Source organism: Chryseobacterium sp. GM_Chr_2, from assembly GCF_026540445.1.
Classification (GTDB): Bacteria; Bacteroidota; Bacteroidia; order Flavobacteriales; family Weeksellaceae; genus Chryseobacterium.
Genome location: NZ_JALNUD010000001.1, coordinates 722,340 through 735,703, shown reverse-complemented (window position 1 = coordinate 735,703; position 13,364 = coordinate 722,340). Strand labels below are relative to the sequence as shown.

The following is a 13,364-nucleotide window of genomic DNA, read 5'->3' as shown; positions in this document are numbered from 1 at the left end:
TTGGGTATCTTGTTTAATTTAATTATTGATTAAAGTGATAATATCTTTTCGAATCAACTTTGTCAAAGTTCTGAACTTTGACAAAGTTTTGAAAACAAAAAACTGCCTCAAAAAGAGACAGTTCCAAGTTTTTATTTTAAAATAATCTTAGTGATTATCATATTTCCTATCCATTACAAAATCCTCCATGAATTTCGTTGTATAGTTTCCTGAAAGATAATCTTCATTATCCATCAGTTGTCTGTGGAAAGGAATGGTAGTTTTTACACCTTCAATATAGAATTCTTCCAAAGCTCTTCTCATTTTTGCGATTGCTTCTTCACGAGTTTGAGCCGTCGTGATTAGTTTAGCAATCATTGAGTCATAGTTAGAAGGGATCGTATATCCTGCATAAACGTGAGTGTCTACTCTTACTCCGTGTCCCCCAGGGATATTCAGTCCTGTAATTTTTCCCGGAGATGGTCTGAAATCAGCATAAGGATCTTCCGCGTTGATTCTACATTCAATTGAATGCAATTTCGGATAATAATTAATTCCTGAAATTGGAGTTCCTGCAGCCAAAAGAATTTGTTCTCTGATTAGGTCATAATCAATAACCTGCTCAGTGATAGGGTGTTCTACCTGAATTCTCGTATTCATTTCCATGAAATAGAAATTTCTATGCTTGTCAACAAGGAATTCAATCGTACCAACACCTTCATATCCAATGAATTCTGCTGCTTTTACAGCCGCTTCACCCATTTTCTCACGAAGTTCGTCAGTCATGAAAGGAGAAGGAGTTTCTTCCGTCAGTTTCTGATTTCTTCTCTGAACTGAACAGTCTCTTTCAGAAAGGTGGCAAGCTTTACCAAATTGGTCACCCGCAACCTGAATTTCGATGTGTCTAGGCTCTTCAATCAATTTTTCCATGTACATCCCTCCGTTTCCGAATGCAGCCACAGCTTCCTGAATTGCAGATTCCCAGTGGTCTTTAAGGTCTTCAGCTTTCCAAACAGCTCTCATTCCTTTTCCACCACCACCGGCAGTTGCTTTAATCATTACAGGATATCCTGTTTCTTCAGCAACTTTTACAGCGTGTTCGTAAGATTCAATCAAACCGTCAGAACCAGGTACACAAGGTACTCCGGCAGCTTTCATCGTAGCTTTAGCATTTGCTTTATCTCCCATTTTCTCAATTTGCTCAGGAGAAGCACCGATGAATTTGATGCCGTTTTTCTCACAAATTCTTGAAAAGTTGGCATTTTCAGATAAGAATCCGTAACCTGGGTGAATTGCGTCTGCATTTGTAATTTCTGCAGCAGCAATAATGTTAGGGATTTTTAGATATGAGTCTTTACTCATTGCAGGACCAATACAAACAGCCTCGTCAGCAAATCTTACATGAAGACTGTCTTTGTCGGCAGTAGAGTATACCGCAACAGTTTTGATTCCCATTTCTTTACAAGTACGTAAGATACGCATTGCAATCTCGCCACGATTGGCAATTAATATTTTTTTGAACATCTTCTTCAATTTGAAAATTAGATAATTTGAAAATTAGATAATGCGGTGATGTGACGATGGGAATGGGATAAAATCAAAGCTGGTAAACTTCCAGCATCCAACTTCCCGCTTCCATCTTTTAACATCTAATGTCTAACATCTAACCTCTAAATTAAGATGGATCTACTAAGAATAAAGGTTGATCATATTCTACCGGAGTAGCATCATCCACTAAAATCTTAACGATTTTTCCGCTTACTTCAGAATCGATTTGGTTGAATAATTTCATTGCTTCAATTACACAAACTACTTTCCCTACAGAAACTTCGTCACCTACGTTTACGAATACATCTTTATCTGGAGATGGTTTTCTGTAGAAAGTTCCGATCATTGGAGATTTAATCGTGATATATTTGCTGTCGTCAGATGCGGCTTCAGCTTTTTCAGCAGGTGCAGCAGCAGGAGTTGCTACAGGTGCAGGAGCAGCCACTTGCTGAGGAGCAGTGTGGTAAACTGCAGGTTGAGCATAAGCAACTTCGCTTCCAGCTAATGGAGTTTTAATAGTGATTTCGAAATCTTTAGTTTTGTATTTCACCTCAGAAACCTCTGCTTTAGATACAAACTTGATAAGATTTTGTATGTCTTTAATGTCCATAAATTTGATATTTGATTTTTTTCAAAGATACCAAAAAAACGTAAAAAACAACAAAAAACCGCCAAATTTTATCAAAATTGGGCGGTTTTTGTATTAAAATGAGGCTTTTTCAGCGAAAAGGGACTCTTAGTTTTCTTCAGTAGTTGCTACCTCTTTTTCCAATACTACTTTACCTCTGTAGTAAAGTTTTCCTTCATGCCAGTGAGCTCTGTGGTATAGGTGAAGCTCTCCTGTTGCTGAATCTTTTGCCAATTGAGGAACTACAGCTTTATAGTGAGTTCTTCTCTTATCTCTTCTTGTAGACGACTGTCTTCTCTTTGGATGTGCCATTTTGTAATAACTTTTTTAATTGATGAGCGATGAGATTCATCATCCCATCATTAAACTATTTAATTTTTATTCTTTAAATTTTTTAAAGCGTCCCATCTTGGGTCACTTTCATGTTCTTCCTCTTCTTCAGGTTCTTTTGCACTGAATTGATCTAAAATTGCCAGATCTTCATCACTTATATTCGGTGAAATTTTTTTCATCGGAATAGAAAGTGCTACGTTTTCGTAAATAAGCTGAGAGATATTAAAGGCATGGTCGCTAGTTGGGATTGTGATCACATCTTCTTCGCTGTCATCATATTCTTCACCAAATTTCACCAAAACTTTAATCTCGTTTTCAATAGGATGGTCGAAATTGTCGTTTGTAATATCACAAACCAATTCCACTGTCCCGCTTACTTTGATTTCAAATTCTAAAAAAGTAGTGTGTTTATCAAGTAAAACATCCACTGCGATTCTAGGATTTGTAAATTCCTGTTCAGTGTCAAATAATTGAAAGAACTCTTTATCTATCTCAAACTTGAACTTGTGCTTGCCGGTTTTCAATCCGGAAAAGCTTACGTCGTAGTTTCTTAACTTGTCCATAAAATGAGTGTGCAAAAATATGCAATTTTTTTATAATAACAAATAAATTTTCCAACAAATTAATTTAAAATTTGTTTCAAAGGTTTAAGCCTCAGTTTCCTCAGGAAGATCCTCATCAATTCCGTTATCCATCGCCATTTTTCTTGGCTGTAGACGGTTTTGCATCAGTTCTTTATATTCCTCTCTATTCTTAAAAACTTTAATGGCTGTGAAGATCGATTCCATAAAACTCTGCGCATCTGCCACATTTTTCCCTGCAATATCATAAGCAACACCGTGATCCGGCGAAGTTCTGATAAATGGTAAACCTGCGGTATAATTCACTCCTTCTTCATACGCTAACGTCTTGAAAGGTGCTAAACCTTGATCGTGATACATCGCTAAAACAGCATCGAAGCTCTTGTATTTGTTCGGCTGAAAAAAGCTGTCTGCAGGAAATGGTCCAAAAGCCAGAATTCCATTGTCTGAAAGCTCTCTGATCGCTGGTTCAATGATTTCTATTTCTTCAGTTCCGATTACGCCGCCGTCTCCTGAGTGAGGATTCAATCCTAAAACGGCAATTTTAGGTTTAGAAATATTAAAATCTTCGATCAGCGTCTGGTTAAGCATTCTGATCTGTTTTTTTATTTTTTCTTTTGAAATATTTTCAGCAACTTTTGAAATTGGAATATGGTGTGTAGAAACAGCAACTTTCAAATCTTCAGTTACCAGAAACATCAATCCTTTTTTGTTGAATTTTTCTTCAAAATATCCTGTGTGGCCGGTGTGTTTGAAGCCCATCTTTACCATTTCATCTTTGTTGATAGGCGCAGTTACGATCACATCAATATCTCCTTTAATTAAAGCTTCGGTAGCCGCTTCCAGAGAATCGATCGCCATTTTGGTAGATTCTTCGGTAGGTTTTCCCAATTCTACATTCACATTGTCTTTCACAAGGTTTACCATATTCAGTTTTCCTGCCTGTGCCTGTGAAGGTTCGTTGATGTAATTGAAATTGAGATTTAATTTAAAAATATTTTTCTGATAGGTAAATAATTTTCCCGAACCAAAAATTACCGGAGTGAAAAAATCCGTGATGGTTTTGTCTGTCAGGCATTTCATAATGATCTCAGGGCCGATGCCGTTGAAATCGCCGATTGAAATTCCTACTCGTACTTTATGGTTTTTTGGGCTCATTTTGATTATCTTTGAAGATTATAATTTTACAAATTTAGCAAAAAATAATATGTTCACAGGAATTATTGAAGCAGTTGGGGTTATTGAGAAAATTGAAGAAAACGGAAGTAATATAGATTTTACCCTTACATGCCCTTTTACTAATGAATTAAAGATAGATCAAAGCCTTGCACATAACGGTTGTTGTTTAACGGTGGTGAAAATTGAAGGAGATCAATATGTAGTTACCGCTATTAACGAAACTCTTGAAAAAACGAATCTTGGAAAATGGGAAGTAGGTTCTGTAGTAAATCTTGAACGTTGCATGAAAATGGACGGCAGATTAGACGGGCACATCGTACAAGGTCACGTAGATAAAACCGGAGAAGTAGTAAGCATCGAAAATAAAGACGGAAGTTATTTCATTACCATTAAATATGAAGATAATGGAAGTTTTGTAACGGTTCCTCAAGGTTCTATTACAGTCAACGGAATCAGTTTAACAGTTGCAAAAAGCGAGGACACTCAGTTTTCCGTAGCAATTATTCCTTATACTTGGGAATTTACCAACATGAAACATTTAAAATCAGGAGATAAGGTAAATCTTGAATTTGATATAATTGGTAAGTATATTGCTAGGTTAATTAATAAACAGAATGTCAATTAATATTTACAAAGGATATAGCTTAAGAAACCGAGTGTTTTTCGGTTTCTTATTGGTATGTCTTTTAAGTGTTGCTGCTTCTTCGCTGGTGCCGTACTTTGTTCTGAGGAATAACTCTTTGGAGCAGAGCCGTATCGACATGCAGGATAAGACCAATGCCGTAATGGGCTATTTGGATTATGCTGTGAGTAGAACATTGGTGCAGACGGATGACCTTGCTAAGGTTTTAAGTAATAAAATTCTTGAAATTGCAGATATTAATCAACATGATATTGTTATTTATGATTTAAAAGGAAATTATTTAATCTCAAACAGAGATCCTAATCTGATTGAGCAGAAAACTATTCCGATTAGCATTGTTAATAAAATTCTGTCTACGGATGCGCGAGTAGATATTCGTGGCTACGATCAGGCTAAGGATGCGGTTTTCACTTCATCCTATATTTTACTGAGAAATAATGTGCTTGAACCTATCGGAATTGTTTATATTCCTTTGTATCACAATGAATCTGCTTACCTTGAAGTTCTTCATAAATATGTAAAATATATTCTTTTAGTCGATCTTTTTTTAATTCTTTTCAGTATTTGGCTGAGTTGGGTTACGTCTAATAATTTAGCAAAAACCATTACTAAATTTTCTGATATGATAACGCGTATTACCTTGTTTGAGAATGAGATGCGTCCTATCAGATATTATAAAAATGATGAATTAAATGCTCTCGCAAGAGCTTATAACCGAATGATTCTTCAGATTCAGGATCAGAAGGAAAGGCTTCGTTTTAAAGCATCGGAAGAAGCTTGGAGAGAAATGGCAAAACAGGTGGCTCACGAGGTGAAAAACCCGTTGACACCAATGAAATTAACCATTCAGAATTTTGAAAGAAAATTTGATCCTGAAGATCCGAATATCAGAGAAAGAGTAAAGCAAATGAGCAAAACAATGGTCGATCAGATTGATTTGATTGCTACCGTTGCTTCAGCTTTTTCAGAGTTTGCTAAATTGCCTGAAAAAAATAATGAAGTCATTAATCTGAATACCGAAGTGGAAGATATTCTGCGTGTTTTCAATGATGACAGTATTTTCATGCATTCCAACAAAAATAATATTATGATCACGATGGATAGGATTTACCTTTCCAGAATCATTACAAATCTAGTGACGAATGCTAAACAGGCGGTGAGTGACGAGCGAAAATTGATCATTAATGTAGATGTAGAACAACATCAGAGAAGGGTGATGATTTCTGTACAGGATAATGGAATCGGGATTCCTGAAAATATGTACGAACGAATTTTCGAACCTAATTTTACTTCAAAAAATAGCGGAATGGGACTTGGTTTATCGATGGTCAGAAAGATGATTGAAGATTATAAAGGCGAAATTACCGTGAAATCTGAGGTTGGAAAAGGCTCTACATTCATCATTACTTTACCTACGAATTTATAGTGAAACCTTTTACGTTTAAACAATTTGAAATTCAACAGTCAAAAAACGTCTTCCGTGTAGGTACAGACGGTGTTTTGCTGGGCGCTTTGGCAAATGTGAGTGAAGCATCGCATGTTCTTGAAATTGGAACAGGAACGGGTTTGATTTCATTAATGCTTGCTCAAAGAAATTCTCAGGCAGAGTTTCTAGGGATTGATATCAATGAAGAAGCGGTAAATCTTACAGAGCAGAATTTCGAAAATTCTCCTTTTCATTCAAGATTAAAAAATATTCATCAAGATTTTAAAACGTTTGAAACGGATATTCAATTTAATTTAATTGTTTCAAATCCACCATATTTTGAAGCATCAGATTCTGAAAAAGATAAGATTGCACGACAAACAGTTGAGTTGAATTTCAGGCAATTGATTTCAAAATCTTCAACCTTGCTTACCGAAAACGGAATTTTTTCAGTTATAATTCCCAGTGAAGCAGGAAATGATTTTATTGAAATTGCTGCTGAAAATCAATTATTTTTAATAAAAAGAATCAATATTAAAGGCATTGAAAACTCAAAAACAAAAAGATTGATTCTTGAATTTTCTAAAACGGAAAACAAATTACAGGAATCTGAGTTTGTGATAGAAAAAAGTCCGAGACAATACTCGGACCAATATCTTGAACTCACTAAAGAGTTTCATGTTTTTCGTAAATAAAATATATTTCTAAACCATTAAGATAAATTGTTAAGGAGTTAAGAATATTAAGTTGTTACGATTTTAAAACTTAAAAATCTATTTGATTTTTAACTTCTTAAATGTTCTTAATGGTTAAATTATTTATTCAAATAATTCCGCTGTATCGAGTACAGAAACTTTCCCATCCTCACATCTTATTGCTTCGCCAGGGAAGTTTTGGATCATGTGATAATCATGTGTTGCCATTACCACAGCAGCTCCGTTTTCTAGGGCAACCTGCTTTAGCAACGTCATAATTTCGTTGGACGTTTCAGGGTCAAGATTTCCGGTAGGCTCATCCGCTAAAATAAGATCCGGATGATTTAGTAAAGCTCTTGCAATCGCCACACGCTGCTGCTCTCCACCGGAAAGTTCGTGAGGCATTTTGTGCTTCTTGCTCTTCATATTTACGCTTCCTAAAACCTCGTTGATGCGGTCTTCCATTTTTGTTTTGTCATTCCAGCCTGTGGCTTCAAGTACGAATTTCAGATTCTTTTCAACGGTTCTGTCAGAAAGCAATTGGAAATCCTGGAAAACAATTCCTAATTTTCTTCTTAGATTCGGAATATCAGAAGTTCTCAGTTTAGCCAAATCAAAACCTACCACAGCTCCGTGTCCTGAAGCTAATGGAATGTGCCCGTACAAAGTCTTTAACAATGAACTTTTTCCGGAACCGGTTTTTCCGATAAGATAGCAGAATCTTCCTTTTTTAATGTTCAAATTAACATCAGAAAGAACAGTGAAGTTTTTTTGTGCGATTTTCGCGTGTTGCAAACTTATAATATTATCTCCGGAGATATTGGTATGTGGCATAAATTCGATTTTATAAGGCTTTTTCTGGAAAATTTTTTCAGATTTTAAAAATAGAAAAAAGAAACGTAAGAACCTTGAATTTTAGGAAATTTTAACAACAAAAAATGCTCGAAAAATTTCTTTTCAAGCATGATTTGTATATGATAATAGAGTTATTATCTCTTAGCGCGTGCAGCACTTACAGTTAAACTCTTTCTGCCTTTAGCTCTTCTCGCAGCCAAAACTCTTCTTCCATTTGGCGTAGACATTCTTTCTCTGAAACCGTGTTTGTTTCTTCTTTTTCTCTCTGATGGCTGGAATGTTCTTTTACTCATTACTATATGTTTAAATCGTAATTATTCTATTAATTTTCAGGTTGCAAAGATATGGAATTTTTTAGAAGTTGCAAATATTCCTAAGTTTTTTTTGAAAATATTTGCAGTGCTTTTTAGCCGATTACTGATAAACCGCCGCTGTAAAACGAATTCCTATTATATTTAAATAATAATATTAATGATTTGTTTAAAAGCTCTATCTTTGGAGACTCAAAATTAAAGAAAAAATTAAACATAATGATGTTTACACCAGCAGAACTTTTAGAAATCAATACATTACTTATTCCAGAAAATAAAATAGTAATTCTTACTCATTATAATCCGGATGGCGATGCTATTGGTTCCAGTTTGGGGCTGAAACATTATTTAAAGGCAAAAGGAATTCATGCAGAAGTTGTGGTTCCAAACGATTTTCCGAAGTTTTTGAAATGGATGCCGGAATCTAAAAAAGCCATTATTGGTGAGTACAAAAGAAAAGTTGCATTCGATTTGATCAATGAAGCGGATGTTATTTTCTGTTTAGATTTCAATTCGCCTTCAAGAATTGGTTTGTTGGGAGATTGGCTGACCAAAGCTGCAGCTAAAAAAATCCTTATCGATCATCACCAACAGCCGGAACAGTTTGATTTTGTCTATTCAGATACCGTTATTCCTGCGACCTGTCAGATGATTTATCATTTTATCGAAGCGATGGGTGATCAGGATTTAGTGAATAAAGATATTGCAGAATGTCTTTATACCGGAATTATGACGGATACCGGTGGTTTCCGTTTCCGTTCTACCAGTGCAACGACCCACCGAATTATTGCGAATTTAATTGAAAAAGGGGCAGATCCTGCAATAATTACTTCCAATACCTGGGATACAAATACGGTTTCCAGACTTCATTTGTTGGCCTTGATTTTAGGAAGAATTGAAGTGGTAAAAGATGGAACGGTTGCTGTTTTATATCTTACCAGAGAAGAATTGAAAGAATATGGCTTCCAGAAAGGAGATACCGAAGGTTTTGTCAATTACGGACTGAGTATTCTTGGGGTAAAAATGTCTGCATTTTTCATGGAAGATTTGTATGAAGATTTTATTAAAATTTCTTTCAGAAGTAAAGATGATATGGATGTGAACCAGTTTTCAAGAAAATATTTCAATGGAGGAGGGCACATCAACGCAGCAGGCGGAAAATCCAATGATTCTTTGTTGAATACGCTTGAAATCTTTAAAGAAAAAATAGAAGGAGAAAATTTGTAGTAAAATAGATGATTGTTGATGGTTTTTCGTCTTTTTTGATATTCTGAATGAAATGAAGAATCTTAAAGCCCTCTCACTCTCTCAACCCTTTAGAATATCCTTTCTCTTCCAATTCACGACAGGTATATTCATAGACTTCCTGAAACATCACATCCAGTGATTTTTTGTTGAATAAACTGAATTTCGTCATTTTAGGCGGATCCAGAAAAATATCACAATGTTTTACTTTAGAATAAACCGATTTGGCGATGGCTAGGTGTAAAATTCGGTCAAATTCTTTCAGCAAACTCATGCTTTGAAGGCTGTCGTAACTTATGGAATTAACGTGTGAAGCAATTAAAAAATCACATTTATCAATGATAGGTTCGATCGGAAGGTTATCTAAAACTCCACCGTCAACATATATTTTCTCGCCCATTTTCACGGGCGGAAGTACAAAAGGAACACTTGATGATGCTAATAAGGGAACGAATAATTCTCCTTCGGAAAAAAAATCAACAATGCCATGCGTCATTTCGGTAGCTGCAACATACACAGGAAGTTTTAAAATGCTGAAATCATCTTCTGGAAAATGATCTTTAAACAATTTTAAAATAAAATTAGAGCTGAAAATTCCGTTCTTAGAAAGTCTTAGGTATGATCTCGAAAAAAAGGTGGTTTGTCTTACGATATCCATCATTTCATCCGGAGTTTTTCCGAAAGAATAAAATGCAGCAACAATAGATCCTGCGCTGGTTCCTGAGATAATCTGGGGCTTCAGATCATATTCTTCCAAAGCTTTTAAAACTGCAATATGGGCTATTCCGCGCATTCCTCCGCCCGAAAGTGTCAGGCCGATGATCGGTTTCTTTTTTGTGAAATTGAAAATACCCATCGAAAATATTAAGCTTTACTAAGATACAAGATTTTTTTGACAAGTATTTATTAAGGTTCGTCACATTCAGCATCAATTTTTATAAATAGAGATTCGAATTGTTTATTCATTTTTTCATCATGTTCAGGACGTTGTATTTCGTCATTGGCGCAATTTCCCCATCCAAAAACAATCAGATCCAAAATAGCATAATCTTTTTTGTATGAAGAATTCAGACGGCTTTCAAATTCATCCATTATTCTTTGCGGGTCGCCGTTTTTCTTGCTCATCTGCTCACGCATTTTTCTCCATTCTTCAATAATTTCATTGTCACCAGAATTTAAAACGCGTGCAAAATGACTACAGCTTTTAAATTTAGAATTCAACAAAACAGAAGGGTCGGAATAAGCCATAATTTTGATTTTATCCAACTCATATTCTTGTACCAAAGCTTGAGCTGTTTGGGTTTTAACATTCTGCCAATAAGGGGTGTTTACCACTTTCAGGTTTTCGATCAAAGCTTTTTTTTCTGCAAAATCTTTATCCAGTTTAGCAAGAAGCTGGTTTTTATCTCTTCTTACCTGTTGAAGATCTTCCAGTTTAAAAACAGCAGGATCGTTCAGAGAAGTACCGCCTAGTTCAAACCAAAGTTTATACGTGTTCTGAATTTCTTCTTTTGAATATTTATTAGCATCAAAATAGCCTTTGTTTGTGCATAATTCTGTTTCGAAATTAAAGACTTCTTTCTTAACTTCTTTTATCTGAAGACTATCTTTTGCCTGAGTTTCGGTATTGGTAATAGAATCTTTTGCAGGGTTTTTGCTAGCGATTTTGTTCTCTTTTTTACAATTAATCAAGCAAAATAGCAGAGCTGAAAATAAGTAAATTCTCATAAAAATATTTTATAATACAAGGTGTTTTGGTAAGTTGTGAAGGAGCTCGGTATTAATGATTGAGGCGCAAATGCTAGGTTTTTCCCAATGCCCGTTGTGTCCGCAATCCAGAACGTAGGATTTTATATTGGTTCTGTCCGGAAGATTTTTGATGAGCAATTCGGTTTTTACGGCGTTGTCGTGTTTTCCAGCAATGATTAAAATTTTGGCTTCCAGATTTTCCAGCACGTGTTTTTTATCGGTTCTCTCCACCATTCCTTTTACAGAAGCTAATGCACCCAAATTATTGGTGGAAAGTGCCGTTTGTAAAGCAATTTCAATCTTTCCTTCTAAAATATCTTTTTCATTGGGGTTAAAAAGATTCGGAACACCGGCTCTTGCATAATGGGCAAACGCATCCTGTATAATTCGGTAGCTTTTAATACGCTGTGCTTTTTTCTCAGCATCATCCGGAAAATACGTTGAGAAAAATAAAGTTAAACTTTTAAGATATTCAGGATATTTTTCAGCAAAACCTAAAGAAATATAACCACCCATGGAATGCCCTAATAAATGAATTTTTTTAAGATTCTGGCTGTCCAGTACCTTTTTTACTTCTTCGGCTACCAATTCCATGGTCTGTACTTCAGCAATAATTTCAGATTGACCATGCCCTGGAAGATCAATCTTTAGCAGAGTGAAATTTTCAGACAAATGAGGTTCCATATCGCTCCAGATAGAACTATTTTCCATGAAGCCATGAAGTAGCACTAAAGTCTCTTTTCCGTTTCCTTTTTTCTCAAAATGTAGCATGATCTTACTTATTAAAAGTGAATGTCAATATAATCAACAAATCCTGAACCATTCACCATATCCTGAAGTCTCCACGTTTTACCGCCATCTTTCGACATAAAAGTTTTGGTTCCCTTTCTGGTGTAAGCTTTTCCATTGTCGTTATCAGCAATACTTTGAGTAATTTCTCCGGTGAAATTCAAATGTTTGTCTGAAACTACGGCTGCAAAACCTTTAATTGTAACGTTATTTTTACCAGATTTTATATCTCCCGAAATCGTATAATGATCTCTTTCGCCATCAATTTTATCAAATTTTACCGATCCTGAATATTTAGGCGAACTGTCATTCTGATACGTAAACTGATGCGTTCCGTTGAAATCTTTAAAACGATTTGTGCTGTTTTTTGCTTTAATGCTGTCATTGATTTTTGTTCTCGCAGCATTAATAGAATCAACCACTGTTGTGCTGTCTGTTTGACTGTTTGTCGACTGTGTTTCTTTTTTTGAACACGAAATAATTATAGTAACTAAAGCTATTGCGGTTAAGAAGTTTTTCATCAAAAAATAAAATTTTATCTCAAATGTAAACAAAAAAAGAGCATTTTGAAAATGCCCTTTCGTATTATTTGGTTAATTCTTCGTAAACTTTCTTTTCCCACGGCTTGATGTCGGTAATTCCGTAGCGTTCTTTTTTGGAGATCGCGATATTATCCAGCACATCTACAAAGTTCTTATAATTAGCATCATCGGTTGGTTTTATGATGATGGTAAAGTTTTCCTTTTTCGGAGCATTATTATAAGCTTCCGCGATGATCTTTGTGATTTTTATGCCTCCAAAATCGGTTTCTTTCAGATTGCCTGTATTCAAATCTTCGGCATCACTTTGATGATAGAAAACTCTGTCGTTTTTTCCTAGAATAAAGGTCACTTGGTTTCTTTTATCAATAACGTTTTTCGGATCGTGTATCGGGTCTCTTGATTTTCCCGGCAATCCCAAATCCATTACATTTGGTTTTGTAAAATTGGTAGTAAACATAAAAAAAGTGATTAATAAAAACCCTAAATCTACCATGGGAGTCATATCTACACGTATCGGTTTTTTACGTTGTTTGCTGCCTCCCTGTTTTTCTTGTGCAATTACTTCAGCCATAACTTTGATGTTTTTTAATGTTAAACAATTACTCTAGTGTTGAATATCGATGAGTATTGATCTGTAATGAGTGATACAAAGCTAATACCTGAAACGGCTGTTTTTTATCTAAGAAATAGGAGATACCCCTTTAATTTATAAATTCATTTCTTTTTGATTTTGTATAAGGTGTTGATTTATATATAATTACGGTTTGTGCTTTATTAATGTTCTTGAAAATCAAGTTGCCGCGTCAATTTATAAATTCAAACGTTTAACAATTGATAATTTTAAATTTTAGTTCTAAAAAA

16 protein-coding genes are annotated in these 13,364 nt (G+C 35.1%); 4 read left to right on the top strand and 12 right to left on the bottom strand.

What is annotated here, in order from left to right; genetic code table 11:
- Positions 1-147 precede the first annotated feature (147 nt).
- From accC to pdxA, 5 genes are all read right to left on the bottom strand, one after another.
- On the bottom strand, positions 148-1,503 hold the full coding sequence (gene accC, locus OXQ85_RS03280) for an acetyl-CoA carboxylase biotin carboxylase subunit (protein WP_267402368.1): 1,356 nt from the start codon (positions 1,501-1,503) through the stop codon (positions 148-150).
- Positions 1,504-1,654: 151 nt separating this feature from the next.
- A complete protein-coding gene (gene accB, locus OXQ85_RS03275; protein WP_267402366.1) occupies positions 1,655-2,137 on the bottom strand; it encodes an acetyl-CoA carboxylase biotin carboxyl carrier protein in 483 nt (160 codons plus the stop codon).
- Positions 2,138-2,263: 126 nt separating this feature from the next.
- A complete protein-coding gene (gene rpmF, locus OXQ85_RS03270; protein WP_267402364.1) occupies positions 2,264-2,467 on the bottom strand; it encodes a 50S ribosomal protein L32 in 204 nt (67 codons plus the stop codon).
- Positions 2,468-2,526: 59 nt separating this feature from the next.
- A complete protein-coding gene (locus tag OXQ85_RS03265; RefSeq protein ID WP_267402362.1) occupies positions 2,527-3,051 on the bottom strand; it encodes a DUF177 domain-containing protein in 525 nt (174 codons plus the stop codon).
- A gap of 84 nt (positions 3,052-3,135) precedes the next feature.
- Positions 3,136-4,227 (bottom strand): 4-hydroxythreonine-4-phosphate dehydrogenase PdxA, encoded by a 1,092-nt coding sequence (gene pdxA / locus OXQ85_RS03260; protein ID WP_267402360.1) that lies wholly within the window; start codon positions 4,225-4,227, stop codon positions 3,136-3,138.
- Positions 4,228-4,276: 49 nt separating this feature from the next.
- Between pdxA and OXQ85_RS03255 the strand changes: the two genes are divergently transcribed.
- The 3 genes from OXQ85_RS03255 to OXQ85_RS03245 are packed head-to-tail and all read left to right on the top strand — an operon-like array spanning position 4,277 to position 7,012.
- Positions 4,277-4,873, top strand: coding sequence for a riboflavin synthase (locus OXQ85_RS03255; RefSeq protein ID WP_267402358.1), 597 nt, complete (start codon positions 4,277-4,279; stop codon positions 4,871-4,873).
- Complete coding sequence (locus tag OXQ85_RS03250) at positions 4,863-6,317, top strand: HAMP domain-containing sensor histidine kinase (protein ID WP_267402356.1); 1,455 nt, start codon at positions 4,863-4,865, stop codon at positions 6,315-6,317. The genes OXQ85_RS03255 and OXQ85_RS03250 overlap by 11 nt, the downstream gene beginning before the upstream one ends.
- Positions 6,317-7,012, top strand: a complete 696-nt coding sequence (locus OXQ85_RS03245) for a methyltransferase (RefSeq protein ID WP_267402354.1) — start codon at positions 6,317-6,319, stop codon at positions 7,010-7,012. Before OXQ85_RS03250 ends, OXQ85_RS03245 begins: the two co-directional genes overlap by 1 nt.
- Before the next feature lie 123 nt (positions 7,013-7,135).
- Here OXQ85_RS03245 and OXQ85_RS03240 read toward each other — a convergent pair whose 3' ends face one another.
- Both OXQ85_RS03240 and rpmH read right to left on the bottom strand, forming a co-directional pair.
- Positions 7,136-7,846: an ATP-binding cassette domain-containing protein gene (locus OXQ85_RS03240; protein WP_267402352.1), complete on the bottom strand. Its 711-nt coding sequence runs from the start codon at positions 7,844-7,846 to the stop codon at positions 7,136-7,138.
- A gap of 155 nt (positions 7,847-8,001) precedes the next feature.
- Positions 8,002-8,160, bottom strand: a complete 159-nt coding sequence (gene rpmH / locus OXQ85_RS03235; RefSeq protein WP_039365072.1) for a 50S ribosomal protein L34 — start codon at positions 8,158-8,160, stop codon at positions 8,002-8,004.
- A gap of 240 nt (positions 8,161-8,400) precedes the next feature.
- Between rpmH and OXQ85_RS03230 the strand changes: the two genes are divergently transcribed.
- The gene (locus OXQ85_RS03230; RefSeq protein WP_267402395.1) at positions 8,401-9,405 is read left to right on the top strand and encodes a bifunctional oligoribonuclease/PAP phosphatase NrnA; all 1,005 of its coding nucleotides are present in this window, start codon (positions 8,401-8,403) and stop codon (positions 9,403-9,405) included.
- Between the two features lie 73 nt (positions 9,406-9,478).
- On the opposite strand, the gene OXQ85_RS03225 is transcribed toward OXQ85_RS03230, so the two are convergent.
- From OXQ85_RS03225 to OXQ85_RS03205, 5 genes are all read right to left on the bottom strand, one after another.
- The gene (locus OXQ85_RS03225) at positions 9,479-10,279 is read right to left on the bottom strand and encodes a patatin-like phospholipase family protein (protein ID WP_267402343.1); all 801 of its coding nucleotides are present in this window, start codon (positions 10,277-10,279) and stop codon (positions 9,479-9,481) included.
- A 50-nt stretch (positions 10,280-10,329) separates the two neighbouring features.
- Positions 10,330-11,151 carry a hypothetical protein gene (locus OXQ85_RS03220; protein ID WP_267402342.1) on the bottom strand — a complete coding sequence of 274 codons (822 nt, stop codon included), beginning with the start codon at positions 11,149-11,151 and terminating at the stop codon, positions 10,330-10,332.
- Between the two features lie 9 nt (positions 11,152-11,160).
- A complete protein-coding gene (locus OXQ85_RS03215) occupies positions 11,161-11,943 on the bottom strand; it encodes an alpha/beta hydrolase (RefSeq protein ID WP_267402341.1) in 783 nt (260 codons plus the stop codon).
- Between the two features lie 11 nt (positions 11,944-11,954).
- Positions 11,955-12,482: a hypothetical protein gene (locus OXQ85_RS03210; RefSeq protein WP_267402340.1), complete on the bottom strand. Its 528-nt coding sequence runs from the start codon at positions 12,480-12,482 to the stop codon at positions 11,955-11,957.
- 64 nt (positions 12,483-12,546) lie between these two features.
- On the bottom strand, positions 12,547-13,074 hold the full coding sequence (locus OXQ85_RS03205; RefSeq protein ID WP_267402338.1) for a biopolymer transporter ExbD: 528 nt from the start codon (positions 13,072-13,074) through the stop codon (positions 12,547-12,549).
- Positions 13,075-13,364: the final 290 nt, after the last annotated feature.